The following is a 24070-nucleotide window of genomic DNA, read 5'->3' on the forward strand; positions in this document are numbered from 1 at the left end:
CCCCCGCCCGCCACCTGAAAAAACGCCACCGCTTCGCTCAACTGCTGCCCCTGATTCTCCATCGCGCGCGATGCCGCCGCCTGTTCGACCAGCGCCGCATTCTGTTGCGTGAGGTTGTCCATCTGCGTGATCGCGAGATTGACCTGCTCAATGCCGCCGCCATCTCCGCCATGATGTCGGTCACGCGCGCCACGGCATGCGTGACTTCGCTCATCGTCCTGCCCGCTTCGCCGACGAGCGCCGAGCCGTCGCGGATCCGGTCGACCGACGTCGCGATCAGATCCTTGATCTCCTTGGCGCGCTCGACGAGCGTTGCGCAAGGTTGCGCACCTCGCTCGCGACCACCGCGAAACCGCGTCCCTGTTCGCCGGCGCGCCGCTTCGACGGCCGCGTTCAGCGCGAGGATATTGGTCTGGAACGCGATGCCCTCGATGATCCCCGTGATGTCCGCGATCTTCGTCGAGCTATCGCTGATGTCCTGCATCGTGCTGACGACCTGGCCGACCACCGTGCTGCCTTTCTGCGCAACCGACGACGCATTCGCCGCAAGCGTGCTGCCCTGCTGCGCGTTGTCGGCGTTCTGCTTGACCGTCGACGTCAGTTGCTCCATGCTCGACGCCGTTTCCTGCAGCGACGCAGCCTGCTGCTCGGTGCGCTGGCTCCATCCAACGGTGGTTTGACGGCGCGCAATGTTTTATTCATTCCCCGGAGCGGGCACGGTTGAGGTAGGCTTAGCGAATCCCACAATGTCGCCCGTTTTGCGCTCTGATCGATGTCCTTCGGGCGCGCCTTCTCGGTAGTTCGTTTTCTGCGTATGCGATCAACACCGGACCCCAACAACCGCGATCTCCGTGCCGCCTTAAGCGACCTAGACGGCGCCCGCAACTGGATGGCATCCATCTGCGGCCCCCACGGCCTGCAGGTCAGTCACCCGGAGCGCTTGCGCTTCCACCAGTCCGGCACCGTACTTCGTTCGATGGCGACGACGATAGGCTACGTCGAATACGGCACCGACGTGACGGTCGCGGTGAGCGAGAGCAGTCCGCTGAACTGCTACAGCGTGAGCCTGCCGATGGTCGGTCAACAGGAGCTCGCAGCACACGGCAAGAGATGGTTGTCAGATCAGGATTGCGGTCTGATCGTCAGTCCACAGGAATCGCAGGATCTCGCGATCACCGGCAATTGCCGCAAGCTGCACGTCGCGATTCCGCGCTCCGCGCTCCAACAGGTGCTGCAGACGATGCTGCAACGCCCCATCGAAGCGCCGCTCATGTTCCAGCCCGACATGGACGCAGCCGCCGGCGACCAGGCATCGTGGTGGCGCATGGTCAAGTTCCTGGCCGGCGAGATGGAGCGCTCGGGACCGTCGCTAGGGCAGCTTTACATGTCCAGCGAATTCGAACTAACGTTGCTGAAGGGGCTGCTGCTGTCACAGCCGCATAACTATTCGGAACAGTTGGCCAACGCGACCGCGCCGACGCCACCGCATTATCTGACCCGCGCGCGCCAGTTCATTCACGACAACGCGCGCGAGCCGATCACGCTCGAAGACATCGAGCGCGCGTCGGGTGTGTCGCGCTTCAAGCTGTTCGACGGCTTCCGTCAATATTTTGGCTGCGCGCCGATCGCGTATCTGAAACGCTACCGGCTCGAATCGGCGCGGCGCGACATTCTCGACGACCGCTCGGCGCGCAATATCTCGTCGGTGGCGCTGGGCTGGGGGATGTCCCATCTCGGCCGTTTTTCGACCGAGTACAAGGCATTGTTCGGCGAGTCGCCGTCCGAGACGCTGAAGCGCGCGGCGCGGCGTTAGAACGTCCTATCGCGCGTTGCTTTCGCCGAACTTCTCGTAAAACAGCCGGTAATCCTGAATACCCTGTTCGGTGAGCCAGGTCTTGATCGCTTCGACCATCGGCGGCGGTCCGCACACGTACATGTCAAAGCCATTCGATTCGAGAAACGAGCGGTCGAAATGCTCGGGAATCAGCCCGGTCTTGCCCGACCATTCCGGCGCCGGATTCATCACGACGGTCTCGACCGCGAATCCTTCGATGCTCGCCTTGTAGCCGTTGATGCGCCCGGTCTCGCACAGATCGGCTGCATTCGTGACGCCGTAGTACAGATGCACCGGATGCGCGACATTGCGTTTCGCCGAGATGTCGTCGAGCATGCCGAGGAAGGCGGAGAGTCCCGTGCCGCCCGCCACCATCACGAGCGGACGCTCGACATGGCGCAGATAGAACGCGCCGAGCGGCGCCTCGAACTCGACCGTATCACCGGCCTTGCAACGTTCGCGCAGATAGTTGCTCATCATGCCGTCGGGCAGCAGACGGATCAGGAATTGCAACTCGTTGCGCGCGTTCGGATGATTCGCGAACGAGTACGAACGCCATTCTTCGGTGCCGGGCACCTTCACGCGCGCATACTGGCCCGGCAGAAAATCGAGCTGACGCTCAAGCGCGCTCGCATCGACACGCAGAATCGCGGTCGTCGCCGACACCAGCTCGACGCCGATCACGCTCGCGCGCACGGTGCTCGTGCCGGCGCCTTCGCACAGCGTCGAGTCGAAGTCGAAATAGAACGACGCATCCGACTTCACGCGCGTCTGGCACGAGAGGATCTTGCGCTGCGCGAGGTCCTCTTCGCTGAGCGTTTCCTCGTCGACGTAATCGAGCGTGTAGTCGCCCGATTCGCAGCGCCCCTGGCAGGTGCCGCACACACCTTCGCGGCAGTCGAGCGGAATGTTCACGCCGTTCTTCAGCGCCGCGTCGAGCAGCAGCTCGTTCGGGCTCACATCGAAGAACGCGGTTTTGCCATCGGCGAAGCTCAACGCGACCTTATGTTTCATCGTCGTGCTCCCGGCTTACAGATGGTAGAAATCCAGCACCGCGTTGATGTGGTCGTTCAGCAGCAGCACGTGCTTGCGCTTGATCTTCCAGCTATCGCCCGACGCTTGCAGGTCGTACACCGCGCGGCCGTAGAAGTAGTCGGTCGAGCCGTGACGCGTGTACAGCGTCGACCAGTTCACGTTCGCTTCGACGCTCGAATCTTCGCGCTCGCTCAGGCGCACGTTACTGATCTGATGCATCGTGCGCGGCAGCGGCGTCGACGCGGCCGACTTGCCGGTGCGCAGCCGGAACACGCGGTCTTCGAGACCGGCGCGATCCGAGTAGTAAATCAGCGACATGCCCTGCTTCGGATCGGTCGTGTACACGTGCTCGGAATCCCACTGCGGCACATGGAACACGCTCTGCGGATCGAATAAATCGAGGTATTCGTCCCATTGCTGTTTGTCGCACAGATCGGCCTTCAGATACAGAAACTGCTCGACGGAGTGTTGGAGTTGGCTCATGCCTGCTCTCCCTGCGATTCGATGGATTTGTCGAGACCCTTGAGGATCGCGTCGCGCCAGGTGCCGTGCTGGTTCACGTAAAGCCCTTCGTGGGTCAGTTCGGTGCCGGTCAGATTCGGCTCGATGCCGAGCAGCGTGGTGTTCGCGGTCGCGCCGCTGGCCCACTTGTGATGCCCGCGCGAGATGTCGCTCCAGCGTTCGAGGCGCGCCTGGAAGCCGCGCTGCTGCTCGCGGAACTCGACGAGATCGTCGGGCGTGCCCATGCCGGACACGTTGAAGAAGTCTTCGAACTGACGGATGCGGTTCTCGCGATCCTTCGCCGACTCGCCCTTCACGCCGATGCACTGGCTGATGACCTCGGTCTTGTTCCACGCGACCGGCCGCACGATGCGCAGCTGCGAGCTGATCTGGTCCATGAAGAACAGGCTCGGGTAGACATTCAGATTGCGCAGCCGGTGCATCATCCATTCGGCCTTGTCCTGGCCGTAGGTTTCGACGAGCCGCGGCATCACGCTCTCGTAGCCGGGACGCACTTGCGGATTCGGCATGTCGCTGAACAGCACGCTGTGGCCATTCCTGAACGCGAACCAGCCGTCGTCGGTTTCGCTGTCGCCGGCGCCGAGCTTGCTGTAGTCGAGCGTGCCGCCGGGGTTATCCCCTTTCTTCGCATTCGACTCGATGCGGTGCTGCACGGTCGCCACGTAGTTGTAGTGCACGGTGCTCACGTGATAGCCGTCGAGACCGTTCTCGTTCTGCAGCTTCCAGTTGCCGTCGAACGTGTAGGTCGACTTGCCGGGCAGCACTTCGAGCTCGCCGGTCGGCGACTGCGCGACCATCATGTCGAAGAAGATGCGCGCGTCGCCGAGATAGTCTTCGAGCGTGTCGATGCCGTCGACGTCGAGGCTCACGAATACGAAGCCCTTGTAGCTCGCGATGCGCGCTTTCTTCAGGCCGCGCACCGACTTGTCGAAGTCGTCGCAGTATTCGCCCGGCGCCTTCACCTTCACGAGACGGCCGTCGTTCTTGTAGCACCAAGCATGGAACGGGCACGTGAAGGTCGACTGGTTGCCCTTGGTCATACGCGTGAGCGTCGCACCGCGGTGCTGGCACGCGTTGATCATCGCATTCAGGTTGCCGGCGCCGTCGCGCGAGATGATCAGCGGCTGGCGCCCCGCGCGCATCGTCAGGAAATCGTTCTTGTTGGGGATCTCGCTTTCGTGGCACGCATAGATCCAGGCCTTCTCGAAGATGTGCTCCATCTCGAGCGAGAACAGCTCGGGCTCCGTGAACATTTCGCGGGCAATCCGGTACACGCCTTCCGCGGGGCGGAAGTCCAGACAGCCGCTGACGAATTCGCGCCATTCCGAGGCGCCGCGCTTCTCGCTCATGATGTGTCTCTCTCCTTGTGTTCAATCGTTTGAACGTGACAGGCTCGATTGAATACTCAAGTGGCGAGGCCAACTATCCAGCCAATTCGCATTTGCTATCCGAATAATTGGACGGCGCCCGGATAATCTGGCGATCGGGCGCAACCTCCGCCGGACGGGACTTCTGGCGTGCCGTTCCGGTGCATGCGGGCAAAAACCCGGCTACGCAAACGTTTGCCTGCACGCCATGTCTGCTACGCTAACGTTTTCGTAGGTCGCGTTTTTGACGGTGATTGCCGAGACGCGGCCGCTTCCTCACGCGCGACGTTCAGCGCATGTCAGAACCAAAAACGCATGGTGACGCGCCGACCGAACAACGTGATTGCGATCAGTGTCTTGCTGGCTGGCGCGATCCTCGCGATCGCCGTGTCGCTGCTCGCACAGATGCGCGAAGATGCGTTGCGGCGCGCGCAGGACTCCGTCGCCAACATATCCCTGCTGGTCCAGCGCGACGTGTCGCGCAATCTCGAGATCTACGACCTGTCGCTGCGCGCGGCGATCGACGGACTGAAGCAGCCGGGCGTGCTCGATCTGCCGCCGGAGATCCGCCAGATGGTGCTGTTCGACGGCTCGATCAGCGCAAAGGACATGGGCTCGGTATTCGTGCTCGACGAGAACGGCAACGTGCGCTTCGATTCGCGCGCGTGGCCGCCGCGCGCAAGTAACCATGCGGACCGCGACTACTTCAAGGCGCAGCGCGCTTCGCCCGACGTCGGCCTGTACGTCAGCCATCCGTTCAGCCCGAGCGGCACCGACGACGACCTGCGCATCGCGCTGAGCCGGCGCATCTCGAGGCCGGACGGCAGCTTCGGCGGCGTGGTGGTCGGCACGCTGCGCCTCACGTATTTCCATCGGCTGTTCGACGGCATGAAGCTCGGGCCGAGCGGCTCGATGGCATTGATGCTCAACGACGGCACGATGTTGATGCGCCGTCCTTACGATTCGAAAACGATCGGCATCAACCTGACCGGCACGGCCAACTTCTCGCGCTTCATCAAGGGGCCGAGCGGCGACTTCTTCGGCACGGCGGCGATCGATCGCGTCGAGCGCTGGTATGCGTTCCGCCATATCGACGGCTTTCCGCTGATCCTCGACGTCGCGCTCTCGACGCGCGACATCTACGTCGAGTGGCGGCGGCGCGCATGGATCATCGGCACGCTGATCGTCGCGCTCGACGTAACAATCATCGCGCTCGCGATCCTGTTCTCACGCCAGTTGCGTCTGCGCCGCGCGGCCGAGGAAGAGTTGCGCGAACTGGCGCGCACGGACGGGCTGACCGGCCTGAACAACCGCCGCGCCTTCGAGGAGCACGTGAACGACGAATGGCGACGCGCGCAGCGCACCGGCCGGCCGCTGTCGCTGCTACTGATCGATGTCGACAACTTCAAGGGCTTCAACGACCTTTACGGCCATTCGGCCGGCGATGAAGCGCTGATCGGCGTCGCGCGCTGTATCGCGCAGAACGTGCGACGTCCGGGCGATACGGCCGCGCGCTTCGGCGGCGAGGAGTTCGCGGTGCTGCTGCCGGACACCGATGCGACGGGCGCGCAGCGGATCGCCGAGCAGATCCGCGCGGCGGTGCAGGCGCTGCAATGCCGCCATGTGGCCAGCACGCATCACGTGCTGACGGTGAGCGCAGGCGCTGCGACCGCGCAGGGCGCGGCGCTCGCGACGAGCCGCGCGCTCGTCGACGCCGCCGACGAAGCGCTGTATCGCGCGAAGGATGCCGGCCGCAATCGGGTGATGCTGTACGGCGCGCCGACGGACCACTCCGCGCGGGACGGCGCCGCGGTGACGCCGGACACTGACCCGCGCCGCACGAATTGACGCGCTTCCAGGGCTCGTTTCCCGAGCCACTTGCCGGCCCGCTTGCCAGCCCTTATTGCTCTCCGTAAACTCGCGCGTAACTTTTGCCGGACCCACGCCGCAGCGCGTGATCGGCACACACCACGCCGACCCTGAGGAGAATCCCCGCGATGGCCGCATCCTATTTCCCCCGCTGGCGCCGCCAGCCTGCCGGCGCCGAAGGCGGCATCGTCGGCATCGACGAAAGGCTCGGGTGGCCGCAGATGTTCGCGATGGGCGTCCAGCACGTCGTCGCGATGTTCGGCTCGACCGTGCTCGCGCCGCTGCTGATGGGCTTCGATCCGAACCTGGCCATCTTCATGTCGGGGATCGGCACGCTGCTGTTCTTCGTGCTCGTCGGCGGGCGCGTGCCGAGCTATCTCGGTTCGAGCTTTGCGTTCATCGGCCTCGTGATCGCGGTGACCGGCTACGGCGGACACGGCGCGAACCCGAATATTGCGGTCGCGTTGGGCGGCATCATCGCGTGCGGCGTCGCGTACGGGGTGATCGGCCTGATCGTGGCGGCGGTCGGCACGGGCTGGATCGAAACGCTGATGCCGCCGGTCGTGACCGGCGCGATCGTCTGCGTGATCGGTCTGAACCTCGCGCCGATCGCCGTGCATGGCGTGAGCGGCAGCAATTTCGAGTCGTGGATGGCGCTCGTCACGGTGCTGTGCGTCGGCGCGGTCGCGGTGTTCACGCGCGGCATGCTTCAGCGTCTGCTGATCCTGGTCGGCCTGCTGCTCGCCTACGTCATTTACGCGATCGTCACGAACGGCCTCGGCATGGGCAAGCCGATCGATTTCTCGATCGTCGCGAACGCCGCGTGGTTCGGCATGCCGCACTTCGTGTCGCCGGTGTTCGACCCGCACGCGATGACGCTGCTCGCGCCGATCGCGGTGATCCTCGTCGCCGAAAACCTCGGCCACATCAAGGCCGTCAGCGCGATGACGGGCCAGAACCTCGACCGCTATATCGGCCGCGCGTTTCTCGGCGATGCGCTCGCGACGATCGTGTCCGGCTTCGCGGGCGGTACCGGCGTGACCACGTACGCGGAGAACATCGGCGTGATGGCGGTCACGAAGATCTATTCGACGCTGGTGTTCGTGATCGCCGCGTTGATCGCCCTCGTGCTCGGCTTCTCGCCGAAGTTCGGCGCGGTGATCCAGACGATTCCGGGACCGGTGCTGGGCGGCGTGTCGATCGTCGTATTCGGGCTGATCGCGGTGACGGGCGCGCGCATCTGGGTCGTCAACAAGGTCGACTTCTCCGACAACCGCAATCTGATCGTCGCGGCCGTCACGCTCGTGCTCGGCGCCGGCGACTTCTCGCTGAAGCTCGGCGGCTTCGGGCTCGGCGGCATCGGCACCGCGACGTTCGGCGCGATCATCCTGTACGCGCTGCTGAGAAGAAAGCCGACGCAAGGGCCGGTGGCCTGAGCGTCTTTTATCGGCACTGGCATTGCAAGCGCCGGTGCCGATGCCGATGCGGCAGCCAACTCCTACCTTTTGCGCGCGGTCAGCGCCGTCTCCGACAGATCCACCTCGCGCATCAGCTTGTTCAGCGTCTCGTCGTTGATGCGCTGGGTGTCGCGCAGGTCGAGCAGCGTCTTGCGCTCGGCGCGCATCGCCGCGAGCTTCATGCGGAATTCGAGGGCATCGGCGCTGCGCGCGAGTTCGCGTGGCGCCTGTTCGTCGTCGAGCGTCGCGAGGCGGCGGCGGTACAGGTCCATTACCCGTGCGGTTACATCGGTCGCATACGCCTGAGCCGATTCCTCGAGGTCCGCGCATTCCGTGTCGTGCAGATGATCGACCGCGCGAATCGCCGACTGCGCGGCGAGCGTACGCGCGAGTGCTTCCTCGGCGGCATGCGGGTCCTTGCCGCGCCGCCAGCCGCGCAGCAGCAGCGGCAACGCGGCCACCGCCACCAGCAGCGACAGCAGGATCACCCCCGACGCGATGAAGATCGCGAGATCGCGTCCCGGCAGCGGCGTGCCGTTCGGCAGCACCTCCGGCAGCGACAGCACGCCCGCGAGCGTCACCGCGCCGCGCACGCCGGCCACCGTCGTCACCGACACCATGCGCAACCCGGGCACTGCGTTCGCGACGCCGTGCTTCGTCGCGCCGCGGCTCGCGAACCAGCGCAGCAGCCACACCCACGCGAAGCGCATCGCGTACAGCGCGAGCGCCACCGCAACGATATAGCCGATCAGCAGCGCGACCTGCGCGTCGTTGGTTTCGTGCGCGTCGAGCAGCGCGCGGCCGAGGATGTGCGGAAACTGCAGGCCGAGCATGATGAACACCATGCCGTTGAACACGAACTCGATCATCGTCCACGTGCTCGAGGCCCGCACGCGCGAGGCGACCTGCCATTTTTCCGTGATGCTCGCGTAGTTCATCATCATGCCGGCGGAGACCGCGGCGAGAACGCCCGACAGCTCGAAGCGCTCGGCGGTCAGATAGGCGGCGAACGGGATCAGCAGGGTCATCACGACGCCCGGCGCGGGATCGCCTTCTTCGGTGAGATTCAGGAAGCGCGCGGACACGAAGCTGAACACCGCGCTCACCGCCGCGCCGACAGCGAGGCCGCCCACCGCGATGATCACGAAGCTCACCGACGCTTCACGCAGCGAGAACGCGCCGGTCAGCGCGGCGGCGATCGCGAACTTCAGCGCGACGAGGCCTGACGCGTCGTTCATCAGCGCCTCGCCTTCGAGGATATGCATCAGCTGGACCGGAATCTTGCCCTTGCCGGCGATGCCGGACAGCGCGACTGCGTCGGTCGGCGACAACACGGCGGCGAGCGCGAATGCGACCGGCAGCGAGATCTGCGGCACCAGCACGTGCACGAAGTGACCGACCACCAGCACCGTCATGAACACGAGGCCTAGCGCGAGCATCAGGATCGCGCGGCGCGCCATGAAGAACTCGCGCTTCGGGATGCGCCAGCCGTCCGCGAACAGCAGCGGCGGAATGAACAGCAGCATGAAGATTTCCGGATCAAACGCGACGTGCAATTCGAGGCGCGGCCACGCGAGCATCGCGCCGATCGCGATCTGCACGAGCGGCAGCGGCAGCTTGAACGGCAGTGCGCGGGTCAGCATGCCGGACGCGGCGACGGCGAGTAGCAGGATCAGGACGGTAAAGACAATTTCCATCGTGTGTTTCGGGGGATGAAGGGGTTGTCCCGGGAGAGGGCGCGATGCAGGGTCGAGTGTAGCCGGCGGCGCGCGCAGTTGCCGCGAGCTTCGCCGCGACGCGGCCTGCGAATCCGTGCACCGCAACGGTGCGCGCGACGCCCACGGGCGGCGCACGAGCGCTGTCGCCGGTGCAATCTTTCGAGCGAGTTACAGCGCAGTGTGCGCCAGCGTGCGCATGGACCTTGCTTAACCGGTAACGATGACGCACATTTTGAGAGCTCGTTGCCGGTCGCGTTCGGACCGGCCGGCTCTCGCGTGAGAGGATTGCATGACGATTGCGCAACAGGACAGGGCGGCGAGCATGCCGCACGGCTTCGAGGTCGAGGTGAGCTCGGGCCTTCAACGCTATTCGGTGCAGCACGGCGAACTGACGCTTACCAGCGTGTTCCAGCCGATTTTCAGTCTGTCGCACCTGCGCGCGGTCGGCTATGAGGGCTTGCTGCGCGCGCACGACGCGCTCGATCGCGCGGTGTCGCCGCTCGATGTGTTCGGCGAGGCCGCGCGCCTCGGCGACGCGCTGCAGGTCGACCGGCTGGCGCAGACGCTGCATCTGGAGAACTTCAAGGTGCTCGGCGCCGAGCGCGAATGGTTGTTTCTGAACGTGCACCCGGGCGTGCTGACCGACCCGTATCTCGCGGCCGCTTTGCTCGCCAATCTGCGGCGGCTCGATCTGTCGCCGCGGCGCGTCGTGCTCGAAGTGCTCGAGCAGAGCGCCGAAGATCTCGATCGACTCGCCGACGCGGTGCGCGAGTTTCGCGAGCGCGGCTTCCTGATCGCGCTCGATGATTTCGGCGCCGGCCATTCGAACATCGAGCGGATCTGGCAACTGAATCCCGACATCGTGAAGCTCGACCGCGTCATGCTGTCACATGCCGCGCATCGCGCCGACATGGCGACGATCCTGCCGGGGCTCGTGGCGATGCTGCATGAAGCAGGCAAGCTCGTGCTGATCGAGGGCATCGAAACCGAGCACGAAGCGCAGATGGCGCTCGCCTGCAATGCCGACTTCGTGCAGGGCTTTTTCTTTGGCCGGCCGAATCCGGGTGTTGCCGATCCGATCCACGCGGCGGTTTGCATCGGCGAAGTCACCGAGCGTTATCGTGAGCAGGCCGAGGCACGCGAGCGGCGCAGCGCGAGTCGGCTGGCGCCGTATCTGCGCGCGTTCGAGCGCGCCGCGGAGCGTCTCGCCGCCGGTGAGCCGCTCGACGAGGTGTGCTGGAATTTCCTCGCGCTCGATCACGTGGCGCGCTGTTTTCTGCTCGACGCGAAGGGGCGCCAGGCCGGCCGCAACGTCGTGCTGCGCGCCGATCGCGCGGCGCACGAAACGCGCTTTCTGCCGCTCGCCGACGCGCAGGGCGCGAACTGGCTGCGTCGGCCGTACTTCAGCGTCGCGATCAATGCGCCGGAGCGGGTGCACGTGACGCGGCCATACCTGTCGATCAACGAGGCGTTGCCGTGCGTGACGCTGTCGGTGGCAACGCGCGTCGGCAGCGAGACCTGCGTGCTGTGCGGCGATATCGACTGGGTCGAAGACGAACGCGACGCGCGCATCTGACATGATGTCGTTTTCAACGACACCAGGTTGCGCTCATGTCCGTGCTGCTCGAAGTGATTGCCACGACCGTCGCCGATGCGCGCGCTGCCGCGCAGGCCGGTGCCGACCGTCTCGAACTCGTGACCGCGATGCGCGAGGGCGGACTGACGCCGAGTGTGGGGTTGATCGAGGCGGTGGTTTCAGCGCTCGGCGTCCGGGCAGCCGGCGTACCCGTGAACGTGATCGTGCGGCCGCATAGCCGCGCGTTCGTCTACGACGCCGACGACTACACGGTGATGCTGCGCGACATCCGGGCCGTCAAGGCGGCCGGCGCGAACGGCATCGTGATCGGCATGCTCGATGCCGAGCGGGCGATCGACCGCGAAGGTCTCGCGCGCGCGTGCGAAGCTGCCGATGGACTCGCGATCACGTTCCATCGCGCGTTCGACGAGGCGCGCGATCTGCGCGAAGCGCTCGACGTATTGCTCGGTTTCGAGGCGGTGACGAATGTGCTGACGTCGGGCGGACAGCCGTCGGTGCTGCGGGCGCAAGCGACGATCGGCGAACTGCTGCGGCAGGCTGCCGGCTCGCATTGCACGGTGCTCGCCGGTGCCGGCTTGACGGTCGATGCGGTCGCGGAGTTCGTGAGCAAAACGCGCGTCGAGGCCGTGCATTTCGGCTCCGGCGTGCGCGTGAACGGCAACGGACTCGCGCCCGTCGATCCGGCGAAGGTGATGCAGGTGAGGGCGCTGCTCGACGCAATGCAACGGTGAGCAGCGCAACGAACCACTTACTTCGCGACCACCACCGGAATGCCGCGCAATTGCCCGGCGCCCTTCATCGCCTCGAGCGACTTCTTCACCGCGACACCCGTCGCCGCATCGATGCCGAGGCGCACGGCGAGGTCATGCTCACCACGCTTGACCCCCGCCAGATTCGCCAGCTTCACGTGCCCATACCCGCGCACGCGCGCATGCAGTTCAGCGAGTTTCGCGACGTCGTCGAAATGGCTCGCGTCGAGTTTCGCTAGCGCACGGTGCAGCGTGACTTCGTAATCGCCCGCGAGCTCGCGCTCCATCTTGCGCTCGAGCGTGCGGCCGAACGGATCGAGCGCAGAGCCACGCAGACCGCGCCATTTCGCGAGCAGGCCGAGCACGGGCCACATCCACTGACCATAGGTTTTCTTCGTCGGCACGGCGCCGGGTTGCGCGCGTGTGAGCGTCGGCGGCGCGAGGTTGAAGCGGATCGTGAAGTCCTTGCCGGCGACGCCCTCGAACTGCGCTTCGAGCGCATCGCGGAACGCGGCATCCGTATGCAGACGCGCAACTTCGTATTCATCCTTCACCGCGAGCAGGCGGTAGAACGTGGTCGCGACCGCGCGCGTCACGCGCTCGCTCGCCGCATCGACGGCGGTTTCCGCCCGCCGTGCCGCATCGACGAGCGAGCGATACCGCTTCACATAAGCCGTGCCGCCATACGCGAGCAGCCGTGCTTCGCGATGGGCGATCAGCTCGTCGAGCGTATCGACCCGCACGCTCGGCTTCGGTGCATGACGCGACTGCCACAGCGATTCGAGCGCGGCGGGATCAGCCGCGGCCATGCGCCCGATCGAGAACGCGAGCTGGTTCATCTGCACGGCGACGTTGTTCAGTTCGATCGCGCGCATCATCGCGGCGAACGACACCGGCACGAGACCGAGCTGCCACGCGAAACCGAGCATCAGAATGTTCGCGCCGATCGTATCGCCGAGAAAACGCGTTGCGAGCGCTTGCGCGTCGCACGTCGACATACGCTCTTCCCCGGCCGCGTGACGCATCTTGTCGATCAGCGCGTCGGCATGCAGCGTCGCATCCGGGTTCTGCACGAAGCTCGCGTTCGGAATCGCATGCGTGTTGACGACGATGCGCGTGCGGCCATGTCGCACCGTCTGCAGTGCCTCGGCACTCGCGCCGACCACCATGTCACAGGCGAGCAGCACGTCGGCCTGCTGCGTGTCGATGCGGACCTGGTTCAGCCATTCGTCGCGGGCGGCAAAGCGCACGAACGACAGCACCGCGCCGCCCTTCTGCGCGAAGCCCATGAAGTCGAGCACCGACGCGCTCTTGCCTTCGAGGTGCGCGGCCATGCTGATCAAGGCGCCGACCGTCACGACGCCGGTACCGCCGACACCCGTGATGAGGATGTCGTACGGCGCGGCGTCGAGTTGCGTCGCGGGAATCGGCAACGCGTCGACGTGCGTGGCGAGCGCCTGCGGATCGAACGCGTCGCCCGCGGCTTTTTTCAGCGTACCGCCTTCGATGGTGACGAAGCTCGGGCAAAAGCCGTTCACGCACGAGTAGTCCTTGTTGCACGACGACTGATCGATGCGGCGCTTGCGACCGAGCGCGGTTTCCACCGGTTCCACCGACAAACAGTTCGACTGCACGCCGCAATCGCCGCAGCCTTCGCAGACTTCCTCGTTGATGAAGAGCCGTTTGTTCGGGTCGGGGAATTCGCCCTTCTTGCGGCGCCGGCGTTTTTCGGCCGCGCAGGTCTGGTCGTAGATCAGCACGGTCACGCCGTCGGTGTCGCGCAACTGGCGCTGCACCGCGTCCATCTCGCTGCGATGGTGAAACGTCGTGCCCTGCGGAAACTGGCCGTGATGGCCGTCGTATTTCTCCGGCTCGTCGCTGACCACGACGAAGCGCGACACGCCCTCGGCTTCGACCTGCCGCGCGATCTGCGGCACCGAGATGCTACCGTCGACTGGCTGGCCGCCCGTCATCGCGACCGCGTCGTTATAGAGGATCTTGTAGGTGATCGTCGCGTTCGCGGCGACCGCCTGGCGGATCGCGAGAATGCCGGAGTGAAAGTAGGTGCCGTCGCCGAGATTCTGGAATACGTGGCGGGTTTTCGTGAACATCGAATGCGCGGCCCAGTCGACGCCTTCGCCGCCCATCTGAATCAGCCCGGTCGTGTCGCGCTCCATCCACGACGCCATGAAATGACAGCCGATGCCCGCCTGCGCGATCGAGCCGTCCGGCACTTTGGTCGACGTGTTGTGCGGGCAGCCGGAGCAGAAGTACGGCGTGCGCTTCACGCTGTCCGCCGCGTTCGACAGGATCTGCGGCGCGACCAGATCGACGACGCGTTCACGGCGATCGAGCGCCGGCTTGTGCTTCGCGAGCCAGTTCGCGAACACCGGGAGAATGCGCGACGGCCGCAATTCGCCGAGCGACGACAGCAGCAACGTGCCATCTTCGGCGTGCTTGCCGATCACGACCGGCCGTGTGCCTTGCGTGCGGTTGTACAGATAGTCCTTGATCTGCTGCTCGATGACCGGGCCTTTCTCTTCGATCACGAGCAATTCGGACAGACCCGACACGAACGCGTCGATGCGCGTCATCTCCAGCGGAAACGACAGCCCGACCTTGTAGATGCGCACGCCGGCCGCGTCGAGATCGGCGACCGTCAGATCGAGCCGGCGCAGCGCTTCCATCAGATCGAGATGCGCCTTGCCGCAGGTGACGATGCCGACATTGGCGTGCGGGCTCGGCGCGATCCATTTGTCGATGCTGTTCATGCGCGCAAACTGGCGCACCGCGTCGAGCTTCGCGTGCAGACGCGCTTCGATCGTCAGACTCGGCAGATCGGGCCAGCGGTTGTGCAGACCGCCGGCTGGTGCTTCGAATTCCGGTGGCGGTGTCCATTCGGTTTGCAGCGCGTCGAGATCGACGGTCGAGCCCGATTCGACGGTCTCCGAAATGGCCTTGTAGCCGACCCACGCGCCGGAGAAGCGCGACAATGCCCAGCCATACAGGCCGAATTCGAGCATGTCCGCGATGTTCGACGGATTCACGACCGGCATATGCCAGCCGATCAACGCGAAGTCGCTCTGATGCGGCATCGACGACGACACGCAGCCGTGATCGTCGCCCGCGACCACCAGCACGCCGCCGTGCGGCGACGAGCCGTACGCGTTGCCGTGCTTCAAGGCATCGCCCGCGCGGTCGACGCCCGGGCCTTTGCCGTACCACATCGCGAATACGCCCTCGACGGTGCGCTCGGGATCGGCTTCGACGCGCTGCGTGCCGAGCACGGCGGTGCCGCCGAGTTCTTCGTTGATCGCGGGCAGAAAGCGGATGTCGCTCGCGGCGAGCAGTTTTTTCGCCTTCCACAACTGCTGATCGACCATGCCGAGCGGCGAGCCGCGATAGCCGCTGATGAAACCGGCCGTGTTCAGGTTGCGGCTCTTGTCGAGCGCGCGCTGCATCAGCGCGAGGCGCACGAGCGCCTGCGTGCCGGTCAGAAAGATCCGGCCGCGCGTCGCGGTGAGATTGTCGGAAAGCTTGTAGTCGGCGAGAGCGGGCGTGCCGTCGATGGGCAGGCGAGCGGTCATGGGGGAGTCTCCAAGGTTCTGGCTTCGCGCGCGGGCGGTGGGGTCACGGATGCCGCGCAGCGAAAGAGACTCTATTTTTTAGCGCTCGTGAGAGTGAATTATTTCTTCTTTAATCGGGCGTGCGCGAATGGGCGCGACGAGTCGCGCGTTTCGGCCCGCTTTTGAGCCGGATTTGCCACGCGGCGGCGCGCTTCGGGTATGCCCTGGGTGTCGTGAGGCGGCGAATGGGACGATGGCTATTGCTATTGCGCCGTGTTCGCCGCGATGTCCGGTTGGAGCGGTGCCGCATCGAGCGGCACGATTTCGTCGAAGTGCGCGTAGTCGATGTGGCTCACGCCGTCGCGCTCACTCATGATGTCGACGAACCGGTACTGCCAGACGATCTGGTCGCAGGTCCACATGTGGCGCGCCTGCATGGTTTGCGACGTCGATTCGTCGATGCCTTCGAGCGTGAGCAGCAGCGAAACGTCGCGGCCTTTCAACGATTCGGCGTTTTCGCCGAACAGCGGACTCGCCTCGTCGATGATGTGCATCAGCGTCCAGCCGAGCTTGAAGACCGGGTGCTGGTCGCGCACCAGCGCGAGGTCGTAGAGCTTGCGCAGCGTAAAGCCTTCGATCGAGGTCTCCAGACGCATGATGCGCAGCCGCGCGCGTGCCTCGGCGATCACGTTCTGACGCGCGTTGGCCGAGCGCACCATCAACGTCATGCGGCCGTCGATCGGCCGGATCACCGCGTAGCGCGCGAACATGATCTTCGCGTGCGGCCGCGAAAAGCGCGCGAAGATCAGCCCGGTCGCCAACGCGATGCTCGACATGCCGATGAAGATTTCGAGCGTCGCGATCCAGTGCGCGTAGACGGTTTGCGGATGCATGTCGCCGTAGCCGACCGTCGCGAGGGTTTCGACGCTAAAGAAGAACGCGCCGGCGAAGCCCTTCGGAAACTGATTCGCGATCGGGGCGTCGCCGAGCATGTAGAGCATGGCGAACACGATGTTGAGCAGCAGGAACAGCAGCGCGAGCGACACGAAGAACCCCGGCCAGCGCACGCCGAGCGCGCGGTGATACAGGTCTTGCCACAGCGGCGTCGGCATGCCGTGCGCGATCACCACGCGATCGTCGAGACGCATTTCGCGACTGCCGCGCGCGCGGCGCCTCGATGCGCTTGCGTCGGTGTCGGTGCCGGTGTCGCCGAGCGTGGAAAAACGGTCTGACGGTTCGCTTGCCATCACGCGCTCGTGGGGATGAAGACGTGCACAGCGTAGCATGGCGCGTTGTGCGCGCTGCGCGAGTTTCCGCGCGGTGCGAAGGCGGCGCGGCGCGATGTATCGCCAAGGTGCGAGGTTGCGCGATGCCGTCGTTGAAATGCTTCCGGGCGCGTCCCGGATTTCAGGCTGGGTCAGGTCGCATCACGCGCGGCGAGCGGGTCGGGCGCAGCCGCGCACCACACGCACCCAACCGCCGTCACGGAAACACGCGCGGCTTCGGAATTCCCGCGCCATGCTCGATATCGTCGACCGCCTGCCGATGCGCACTTTCCACCGCTTCGGCCTGCTCGGCATAACCCGCGTCGCCGCCGACCGTGGTCCACGCCTTGACGGCCTTCTCGCGATGACGGATTTCGTATTCCGCGTCCCAGCGCGCGCCACTGAGTTCGAGCGGACGAACGTGAATCGAATACACGCCGTATTGGAACAGCTGTTCAGCCATGATCGCCTCCAGCCGGCCGATCCGGCAGCGGCGCGCCGATGCGCGAGGACGCGCGACGCGCTGCCCCCTGGTTCGGCCTACAGTTCGATTTCCCCGAGGATACGATGTGCGAGCGCTTTGGCTTCTTCGAGCGCTTCTCCCGGCGTCGACGACGTCGAGTCGACTTCATAGAGCGTGGTTTCCTGATTGGCGCTCGGTTCGCCTTCGTCGCGCGCGAGGGTGACGACACCTTGCCAGGCGTCATGTGCGACTTCTCTTATCGACGCGGTGGCCGTGTAGAGCCCTTTGGTGTAGGTGACGTCCTCCATGGCCTCGCTCCTTTTCGCAAAGGTTTCGATGTTTTCATCCTAGCACGGCGTGGCGGGATCGGTTCCCGCCCTGGGGCGGCTTCGGACCGCGCGACGTGCTCGACATCCGTTACGCTACGCGCGCTTCAGGGCAGCAGAATTACAGCGCCGCGCTTTATAGCAGCGCGACCACCTCGTCGAGCGTCGGCGCGTGCGCACCGGCGTGCCCGCAAGCCGCCGCGCCGGCCGCGAGCGCGAACGCGAGATGCTCGGGCCACCCGCGTTGCGGCGCGCTCATCAGGCTGAACAGCAGACCGCCGATCGACGCATCGCCCGCGCCGACCGTATCGACCACTTCGACGCGCGGCGGCTTCGCCTCGATCACCGCGGCGCCGTCGAGCAGCATCGCCGCTTCGGGGCCGCGCGTGACGAGCACGGTGGCGGCGGGATTCATCGCGCGCAATTGCGCGAGCGCGGCGGCTTCGTCGCTGGTCTTGAAGATCATGCGCAGGTCTTCGTCCGATACCTTGATCAGATCCGCGAGCGCGGCCATCTTGCGCAGCGTCGGCTCGTAGCCGTGCGCCATCAGGTTGCGATAGTTCGGATCGAAGCTGATCTTCACGCCGTGCGAACGCAACTCGGCGGCGAGTTTCGCCAGTGTGTCGCCGAGCGGCTGACGCACGAGGCTGATGCAGCCGAAGTGCGCCCACTTCACCGCGTTCATCCAACCGGCGGGCAGCTTCGCCGGCTCGAACGCGAGGTCGGCGCCGTTCTCGCCCATGAAGAAGTACGCGGGCGGATGCGTCTGATGCACGATCGCGAGCAGCGGCGGGCGCTCGACGCGCTGCAGGAAGCGCACGTCGAGGCCGGCCGCGACGCTCGCGTCCCACAGCTCGTCGGAAAAGTTATCGACGCCGAGCGAGCCCGCGCACGCGGTCGGCAGGCCGAGCCGCGCGACGCAGCGCGCGGCGTTCCAGCCCGCGCCGCCCGGACGCGACAGCCAGTGCGATGCGCCGGTGCGCACGAGATCGGTCAGGATGTCGCCGGCGGATACGAAAACGGGGAGGTTGGTCGTCGCGCTCATTGTGCTTTCTCCGCGGAAACCGCTGCGGCGGGAGCGGCTGATTCAGCCGCAGCGTTTTCGCCGAGCGCATGGGCGAGCACTTCGTAGCACGCGCCCATCGTGTGATAGTCGGTCTTGCCGGCCGGGCTCTTTTCGTCGCTGTACTTGCGGTTGTCGCAGGTGAGGATGCGATACCACGCGCCGTACTTGTGGTCCACGAAGTGCGTCCAGCTATAGCGCCAGATCTCGTCGTACCAGTCCCAGAAGCGCTCGTTGCCGGTGCGCTTGCCGAGCAGCGCGGCGGTCGCGAACGTTTCGGCCTGCACCCAGAAGTACTTGTCGTGATCGCACACGGTGCCATCGGGGCCAAAGCCATAGTAGAGGCCGCCGTGATCTTCGTCCCACGCGTGCGTCATCGCGGCGTCGAACAGTTCGATCGCGCGCGGCAGCAGCCACGGCAGCGGACGGAAGCGTTCGAGAATCAGCAGCAGCTTCGCCCATTCGGTCTGATGACCGGGCTGGAAGCCCCACGGACGGAAGATGTTCGAGCTGTCCTCTTCGTTGTAGTGCCAGTCGACCGACCAGTCCGCGTGAAAGTGCTCCCACACGAGCCCTTGCGACAGCTTCGCCTGGCGCAGCGTGATATTCGACGCCACGCGCTCGGCGCGATCGAGATACACCAGATGACCGGTCGCTTCGTGCGCGGCGAGCAGCGCCTCGGTGGCATGCATGTTCGCGTTCTGCCCGCGATACGTGCTGACACGCCAGTCGGCCGACGCGTCGTCGGCATAGAGGCCGGCGGCGGCGTCCCAGAAGCGGTGCTCCATCAGCTCGAAGGTCGCGCCGATCATCGGCTTCGCTTCCTCGATGCCGGCCATCGCCGCGTGCGAGTACGCGAGCAGCACGAACGCGAGGCCGTAGCAGTGGCGCGTCGCGTCGAGGGTGCGCTGTTTGCCGTCGCGCCATTCGATTTCCCAGTCGTAGCCCTCTTGCTGCGAGTCCCAGTGCGCGTCGCGCAGAAAGCGCAGGCCGTGGCGCGTGTATTCGAGGTGCTTTGGGTCGCCGAACTGCCGGTACGCCATCGCGTAGTTGAACACGTAGCGGCAACTGCTGACCAGGTGGCGCGTGGTGCGGTTGTAGATCGAACCGTCGTCGCGCAAGAAGTGGTAGAAGCCGCCGCTCGGGTCGAGCACGTTCGGCGCGTAGAAGCGCAGCGTGTCCTCGATGTGCGTGAGCAGAAACTCGCGCTTGCGGAAGCTGGCGAACGGCGGCGCCTTCGCGGCGTCGCTGGAAAGTTGAAGCGGATCGGTTAGCGTCATGGCGTTTTCACCAAAGTACTGGCACGGGCAACGAGTTGAACGGGCAAGCGGACTTCGAGTTCGGCGGGCGAGTCTTCGAGCAGCAGTTCGACGCCGCGTCGGCCGAGCGCTTCCTTGTCGACCGCGATCGTCGATAGCGGCGGGGTAGCGTGGGCGGCGGCGGGGATGTCGTCGAAACCGATGATCGCGATGTCGTCGGGCACGCTGAAGCCGCGCGCGAGGCACACGCGCAGCGCGGCAAGCGCGGCGGCGTCGTTGAACGCAAATACGGCGTCGGGGCGCGGGCCCGGCGCGTCGAGCAGGCGTTGCATCGCGCGCGCGGCGCCGGTGTCGGGATCGAGCCCGGCGTCGATGTTCACTTCGAGCGACGGATCGAACAGCAGCCCCGCTTCGAAGAACGCGCGCCGGTAGCCGAGCGCGCGCTCGGCGATGCTGAAGTGCGCGAGCGAGCCGCCGATGAACGCGACGCGCTTGCGCTGCTGCGCGAACAGATGGCGCATTGCGAGCGTGGCGCCGCCGGCGTTGTCGAGATTGACCGAGCGCAAGCCGGGCGACCATAGATCGATCAGCACCAGCGGGCGTTGCATCGCGACCAGCGTGGCGAGCGTTTCGGGCTCGACGAAGCCGGCGATCGCGACGGCGTCGGGCGCGTGCAGGCGCATCTGATGAATCACGTCCTCGGTCGGCCCGGCAGTCAGCACCGACGGCACGATGCCGCGCTCGCGGCACGCGTCTTCGACACCGTGCAGCACGTGCGAGAAGAACGGGCTCGCGGCGAAGTTGTTGTGCTGACGATGCAGCAGGAAAGTTAGCCGGCGGATGCGCGGACGCAGCTGCGCCGAGTCGTAGCCGAGCTGGCGCGCCGCTTCGACGACGCGTTCGCGCGTGGCCTCGGAAAGGCCAGGCTGATTCTTGAGCGCGCGCGACACGGTGCCAATCGAAACGCTGGCCGCGCGGGCGACGTCGCGGATGGTTGTGGCCATCGAATGAAGCTGCCGCGCGAGGCGAGGCAGCACGGGTTCAGGTCGGGCGATTGTATAGTAAAACGCAGCTAAAGCCGCCCGCAAAACGCCAGCATGACACAGGTAAATACCCGTATCGTATGGAGTTGTCGGAAATTAAGCTGTTTAGTAAAACAGACTAAACAGCAGGCGGGCCGCCGTTTTCGAGACGGTTCGAGAATCGTCCTATGCCATCCGGCCGAGGCGACAGCGAGAGCGTTTGCGCGTGAAATAACGACAAAGGCCAGTGAAGAGCCAAAAGAAAAGCCGCCCGAAGGCGGCTTGCTTCACACGATCAAAACGACGCTCAGGGAGGGCGCTTATGAATGTCCTGTTTGCATTGCGTGTGTTTTCAACGGCGCGCGACGGCGGCGGCGGGTCGCCGCGCCGCGGCATTGCTCTCGCCGCTGAGGTCGCGGGCGCCCCAGCGTTGCGCGAGCGCGGCGCAGACCATCAGCTGGATCTGGTGGAACAGCATCAGCGGCAGCACCACGGCGCCGACCGCATGCGACGCGAAGATCACCTTGGCCATCGGCACGCCGGCGGCGAGGCTCTTCTTCGAGCCGCAGAAGATGATCGTGATCTGGTCCGCGCGGCTGAAGCCGAGCCGCTTGCTCGCGAAGATCGTCACGGCCAGCGCGAGCGCGAGCAGCACGGCGCTCACCACGACGAGGCCGCCGAGCGCCGACAGCGGAATCGTGTGCCACAGGCCTTCGGTGACGGCCTCGCTGAACGCGCCGTAGACGACGAGCAGGATCGAGCCCTGGTCGACGAACTTCAGCACGCCGCGATTCTTCTCGATCCACTTGCCGATCAGCGGGCGCAGCAGCTGGCCGGCAACGAACGGCACGAGCAGTTGCAGCACGATGTTGCCGATCGTATGCCACGGCGACGCACCGCCGCTCGCGGCCTGATTCGTCACGATGACGCTGACGAGTGCTGGAGTGACGAAGATGCCGAGCAGGCTCGAGGCGGACGCGCTGCATACCGCAGCCGGCACGTTGCCCTTGGCAATGGACGTGAACGCGATCGACGACTGGACCGTCGACGGCAGCGTGCAGAGGAAGAGGACGCCGGCGTAGAGCGACGGCGTGACCAGCGGCGAAAGGACCGGTTTAAGCGCGAGGCCGAGCAGCGGAAACAGCGCGAACGTGCTCAGCAGCACCACGAGGTGAAGGCGCCAGTGCGTCGCGCCCGCAATGATCGCCTCGCGTGACAGCTTGGCGCCGTGCAGGAAGAACAGCAGGCCGACCGCGATGTTCGTCACCCAGTTGAACCCCACGGCGGCCTGTCCATGAACGGGCAGGAAGCTGGCGAGGATCACGGTGCCGACGAGGCACAGGGTGAAGTTATCGGGCAGGAATTTCGGGCGGGCCATGTCGCAATCTCGATTCAATGACGCGGTGTAAGCATGGGACGGGTCTGTCAGGCGTGGTCCATGCTAATGGAAAGCGGCTATTGTTGTCGAAAGCCGATTGAAAACGCAAATTCATTTGCCGAATCGATTAATGAAGTTTGCGCATTGATTCCCCAATCAGGCCGAGCCCATTCGTGCGACGCGCCAGGTTTCAGTATTGGCGAGGCGCTTTCTCGCGACAAACCGTTTAACCATTGACGTTGCAAGCCGCGTTTATTTGCAACAAACGGCGCCCGAGCGGGCCAGGCGAAAACGCCGGCCAGCAAGCCGCCGAGGCGCGTCCGCACGAGGGCTCCGGCGCGGAAAAACGCCGCAGTAACAGGGTGTTACATCCACCGACGAGACCTAACACTTTTTGGCTCGACACCCTCTGCCCCCGACCATAAATTACTCGTTCAAAGGCCGCAGGGATGCCCTGCGCCGCGACAGGAACGCGGCGCTTTTCTTCCTCCCGCAACAGGTCCATCGCAGCTCGAACGGTGGATTTCAGGCAAGTCTTCGGGCGTGAGAGTCACAGGTGGACGGGTTGTCGAGAACGAGGCACTGGGCGTGGGGCGCGGTCATCGCCGTGCTGTGCTCGTTCGCCTATGCGAAGGAGCCGGGTGGGCCGCATGGCGGCGGTGCCGCCGCGGGCGGCGCTCATTCGCGCGACACTGCCGGGCGCGCGCCGCGCATGGAGATGCGTGGCGACGGCCGTTATGCCGGTGCGGGCGGCGCACCTGCTCCGCGCGGCTCGCGCAGTGCGATAGCTTCTCGTGACGCACGCGCGCAGCGCGGCAACGCGAATATCGCGGACGCCAATTTCGGTTATGGCTTCGGCAGCTACAAGTCCGGCATGCGCCGTGTCGGCAATCCGTCCGGCTATGCGGGCGCGATCACGCCGATCAGCGCGGAGTCGCGTCCGGTGCCGCATCCCCCGTCCAACATGCCGATGCGCAACGGCTCGATCCGCGCCGACGTCGCCCGCTACAACGAAGAGCGTGGCGCAGCGCGCCCGCTGCAACGCCCAGCCGACGATCCGCGTCAGCCGGGCGGTTCACCGTACCGGAATTAGCTGAGCGCGATTTCGCAAACCACCGCACCGCCCCCACCGCAGTCCCGAAACCCGTCTTCCAGATCCTTCCCGCGATCCCTCGCGTGGCTTCGCGCGCCTTCCTCTGCGCTGTAGCCCCGAATCTGACGTTTCGACGCCACACTTTTTTGAAAACACCCGGCATCGAAGTACCGGTCAGCGTCAAATCCTGGCATTCTGCCGCGTCGCGTCATCGGCCCGTCATTTAAGGCGTTCACGCACGCCGTGGCGCGCCGTTCGCCGCATGCCGCATTGCGTCCAGGAGTCGGCGCCAGTCCGCTCTGAAGCGTCGTATCAAGCCGATAACCGACCAAACTAATCAGACCGATATACCCGCAATAAGCAGCGATATTTTTGTTCATAAAAATGGTCCGCAAAGATGGGACCCGCCCAGATTGACTCGACCATCGAACGGATAACAACAACGTTTCGCGCGAGCGCCCCCTTTCGCACAGCCACACCCTTTTGA

General features: G+C 65.3%; 19 protein-coding genes and 1 pseudogene. 6 read left to right on the forward strand and 14 right to left on the reverse strand.

The window, feature by feature from the left end:
* Positions 1-661: pseudogene (locus F6X39_RS21370) on the reverse strand (methyl-accepting chemotaxis protein); the annotation flags it as partial.
* Positions 662-889: 228 nt separating this feature from the next.
* On the opposite strand from F6X39_RS21370, the gene F6X39_RS21375 reads away from it, so the two are divergent.
* The gene (locus tag F6X39_RS21375; protein ID WP_262414763.1) at positions 890-1813 is read left to right on the forward strand and encodes an AraC family transcriptional regulator; all 924 of its coding nucleotides are present in this window, start codon (positions 890-892) and stop codon (positions 1811-1813) included.
* Between the two features lie 6 nt (positions 1814-1819).
* On the opposite strand, the gene antC is transcribed toward F6X39_RS21375, so the two are convergent.
* Genes antC through antA form a run of 3 tightly spaced genes read right to left on the reverse strand, consistent with a single transcriptional unit; the run spans position 1820 to position 4740 of the window.
* Positions 1820-2848, reverse strand: a complete 1029-nt coding sequence (antC, locus tag F6X39_RS21380) for an anthranilate 1,2-dioxygenase electron transfer component AntC (protein ID WP_187618005.1) — start codon at positions 2846-2848, stop codon at positions 1820-1822.
* A gap of 15 nt (positions 2849-2863) precedes the next feature.
* Positions 2864-3352 (reverse strand): anthranilate 1,2-dioxygenase small subunit, encoded by a 489-nt coding sequence (antB, locus tag F6X39_RS21385; RefSeq protein ID WP_184026235.1) that lies wholly within the window; start codon positions 3350-3352, stop codon positions 2864-2866.
* On the reverse strand, positions 3349-4740 hold the full coding sequence (gene antA / locus F6X39_RS21390; RefSeq protein ID WP_187618006.1) for an anthranilate 1,2-dioxygenase large subunit: 1392 nt from the start codon (positions 4738-4740) through the stop codon (positions 3349-3351). The genes antB and antA overlap by 4 nt, the downstream gene beginning before the upstream one ends.
* A gap of 333 nt (positions 4741-5073) precedes the next feature.
* Here antA and F6X39_RS21395 point away from each other — a divergent pair, with 333 nt between their 5' ends.
* Both F6X39_RS21395 and F6X39_RS21400 read left to right on the forward strand, forming a co-directional pair.
* Positions 5074-6606, forward strand: a complete 1533-nt coding sequence (locus F6X39_RS21395; protein WP_187618007.1) for a diguanylate cyclase — start codon at positions 5074-5076, stop codon at positions 6604-6606.
* A gap of 149 nt (positions 6607-6755) precedes the next feature.
* On the forward strand, positions 6756-8063 hold the full coding sequence (locus F6X39_RS21400) for a solute carrier family 23 protein (protein ID WP_187618008.1): 1308 nt from the start codon (positions 6756-6758) through the stop codon (positions 8061-8063).
* 62 nt (positions 8064-8125) lie between these two features.
* On the opposite strand, the gene F6X39_RS21405 is transcribed toward F6X39_RS21400, so the two are convergent.
* Positions 8126-9781, reverse strand: a complete 1656-nt coding sequence (locus tag F6X39_RS21405) for a Na+/H+ antiporter (protein ID WP_187618009.1) — start codon at positions 9779-9781, stop codon at positions 8126-8128.
* Positions 9782-10091: 310 nt separating this feature from the next.
* On the opposite strand from F6X39_RS21405, the gene F6X39_RS21410 reads away from it, so the two are divergent.
* On the forward strand, positions 10092-11378 hold the full coding sequence (locus F6X39_RS21410; protein ID WP_184026261.1) for an EAL domain-containing protein: 1287 nt from the start codon (positions 10092-10094) through the stop codon (positions 11376-11378).
* 35 nt (positions 11379-11413) lie between these two features.
* Positions 11414-12130, forward strand: a complete 717-nt coding sequence (locus F6X39_RS21415; RefSeq protein ID WP_187618010.1) for a copper homeostasis protein CutC — start codon at positions 11414-11416, stop codon at positions 12128-12130.
* A 17-nt stretch (positions 12131-12147) separates the two neighbouring features.
* On the opposite strand, the gene F6X39_RS21420 is transcribed toward F6X39_RS21415, so the two are convergent.
* The 8 genes from F6X39_RS21420 to F6X39_RS21455 form a co-directional block, all read right to left on the reverse strand.
* Positions 12148-15735 (reverse strand): indolepyruvate ferredoxin oxidoreductase family protein, encoded by a 3588-nt coding sequence (locus F6X39_RS21420; protein WP_187618011.1) that lies wholly within the window; start codon positions 15733-15735, stop codon positions 12148-12150.
* Positions 15736-15977: 242 nt separating this feature from the next.
* Positions 15978-16961, reverse strand: coding sequence for an ion channel (locus F6X39_RS21425; RefSeq protein ID WP_187618012.1), 984 nt, complete (start codon positions 16959-16961; stop codon positions 15978-15980).
* A 235-nt stretch (positions 16962-17196) separates the two neighbouring features.
* The gene (locus F6X39_RS21430) at positions 17197-17442 is read right to left on the reverse strand and encodes a hypothetical protein (protein ID WP_090802738.1); all 246 of its coding nucleotides are present in this window, start codon (positions 17440-17442) and stop codon (positions 17197-17199) included.
* 77 nt (positions 17443-17519) lie between these two features.
* A complete protein-coding gene (locus tag F6X39_RS21435; protein ID WP_187618013.1) occupies positions 17520-17750 on the reverse strand; it encodes a hypothetical protein in 231 nt (76 codons plus the stop codon).
* Positions 17751-17904: 154 nt separating this feature from the next.
* Positions 17905-18813, reverse strand: a complete 909-nt coding sequence (locus F6X39_RS21440) for a carbohydrate kinase family protein (RefSeq protein ID WP_187618014.1) — start codon at positions 18811-18813, stop codon at positions 17905-17907.
* Positions 18810-20111, reverse strand: a complete 1302-nt coding sequence (locus tag F6X39_RS21445) for an AGE family epimerase/isomerase (RefSeq protein WP_187618015.1) — start codon at positions 20109-20111, stop codon at positions 18810-18812. The genes F6X39_RS21440 and F6X39_RS21445 overlap by 4 nt, the downstream gene beginning before the upstream one ends.
* Positions 20108-21094 carry a LacI family DNA-binding transcriptional regulator gene (locus F6X39_RS21450; protein WP_090805561.1) on the reverse strand — a complete coding sequence of 329 codons (987 nt, stop codon included), beginning with the start codon at positions 21092-21094 and terminating at the stop codon, positions 20108-20110. The genes F6X39_RS21445 and F6X39_RS21450 overlap by 4 nt, the downstream gene beginning before the upstream one ends.
* 370 nt (positions 21095-21464) lie before the next feature.
* A complete protein-coding gene (locus F6X39_RS21455; protein WP_187618016.1) occupies positions 21465-22490 on the reverse strand; it encodes a bile acid:sodium symporter family protein in 1026 nt (341 codons plus the stop codon).
* A 556-nt stretch (positions 22491-23046) separates the two neighbouring features.
* On the opposite strand from F6X39_RS21455, the gene F6X39_RS21460 reads away from it, so the two are divergent.
* The gene (locus F6X39_RS21460) at positions 23047-23583 is read left to right on the forward strand and encodes a hypothetical protein (RefSeq protein WP_316251708.1); all 537 of its coding nucleotides are present in this window, start codon (positions 23047-23049) and stop codon (positions 23581-23583) included.
* Here the strand turns inward: F6X39_RS21460 and F6X39_RS21465 are convergent.
* Positions 23580-23963 carry a hypothetical protein gene (locus F6X39_RS21465; RefSeq protein ID WP_187618017.1) on the reverse strand — a complete coding sequence of 128 codons (384 nt, stop codon included), beginning with the start codon at positions 23961-23963 and terminating at the stop codon, positions 23580-23582. The two genes, F6X39_RS21460 and F6X39_RS21465, sit on opposite strands and share 4 nt — an antisense overlap.
* Positions 23964-24070: the final 107 nt, after the last annotated feature.

It is taken from the genome of Paraburkholderia sp. UCT2 (assembly GCF_014397665.1).
Classification (GTDB): domain Bacteria; phylum Pseudomonadota; class Gammaproteobacteria; order Burkholderiales; family Burkholderiaceae; genus Paraburkholderia; species Paraburkholderia tuberum.

Excerpts from the sequence above, each read along its gene's own strand:
- F6X39_RS21375 (WP_262414763.1), top strand. The coding sequence starts at position 890 with ATGGCATCCATCTGCGGCCCCCACGGCCTGCAGGTCAGTCACCCGGAG.
- antC (WP_187618005.1), bottom strand. The coding sequence starts at position 2,848 with ATGAAACATAAGGTCGCGTTGAGCTTCGCCGATGGCAAAACCGCGTTC.
- antB (WP_184026235.1), bottom strand. The coding sequence starts at position 3,352 with ATGAGCCAACTCCAACACTCCGTCGAGCAGTTTCTGTATCTGAAGGCC.
- antA (WP_187618006.1), bottom strand. The coding sequence starts at position 4,740 with ATGAGCGAGAAGCGCGGCGCCTCGGAATGGCGCGAATTCGTCAGCGGC.
- F6X39_RS21395 (WP_187618007.1), top strand. The coding sequence starts at position 5,074 with ATGGTGACGCGCCGACCGAACAACGTGATTGCGATCAGTGTCTTGCTG.
- F6X39_RS21400 (WP_187618008.1), top strand. The coding sequence starts at position 6,756 with ATGGCCGCATCCTATTTCCCCCGCTGGCGCCGCCAGCCTGCCGGCGCC.
- F6X39_RS21405 (WP_187618009.1), bottom strand. The coding sequence starts at position 9,781 with ATGGAAATTGTCTTTACCGTCCTGATCCTGCTACTCGCCGTCGCCGCG.
- F6X39_RS21410 (WP_184026261.1), top strand. The coding sequence starts at position 10,092 with ATGACGATTGCGCAACAGGACAGGGCGGCGAGCATGCCGCACGGCTTC.
- F6X39_RS21415 (WP_187618010.1), top strand. The coding sequence starts at position 11,414 with ATGTCCGTGCTGCTCGAAGTGATTGCCACGACCGTCGCCGATGCGCGC.
- F6X39_RS21420 (WP_187618011.1), bottom strand. The coding sequence starts at position 15,735 with ATGACCGCTCGCCTGCCCATCGACGGCACGCCCGCTCTCGCCGACTAC.
- F6X39_RS21425 (WP_187618012.1), bottom strand. The coding sequence starts at position 16,961 with ATGGCAAGCGAACCGTCAGACCGTTTTTCCACGCTCGGCGACACCGGC.
- F6X39_RS21430 (WP_090802738.1), bottom strand. The coding sequence starts at position 17,442 with ATGGCTGAACAGCTGTTCCAATACGGCGTGTATTCGATTCACGTTCGT.
- F6X39_RS21435 (WP_187618013.1), bottom strand. The coding sequence starts at position 17,750 with ATGGAGGACGTCACCTACACCAAAGGGCTCTACACGGCCACCGCGTCG.
- F6X39_RS21440 (WP_187618014.1), bottom strand. The coding sequence starts at position 18,813 with ATGAGCGCGACGACCAACCTCCCCGTTTTCGTATCCGCCGGCGACATC.
- F6X39_RS21445 (WP_187618015.1), bottom strand. The coding sequence starts at position 20,111 with ATGACGCTAACCGATCCGCTTCAACTTTCCAGCGACGCCGCGAAGGCG.
- F6X39_RS21450 (WP_090805561.1), bottom strand. The coding sequence starts at position 21,094 with ATGGCCACAACCATCCGCGACGTCGCCCGCGCGGCCAGCGTTTCGATT.
- F6X39_RS21455 (WP_187618016.1), bottom strand. The coding sequence starts at position 22,490 with ATGGCCCGCCCGAAATTCCTGCCCGATAACTTCACCCTGTGCCTCGTC.
- F6X39_RS21465 (WP_187618017.1), bottom strand. The coding sequence starts at position 23,963 with ATGAACAAAAATATCGCTGCTTATTGCGGGTATATCGGTCTGATTAGT.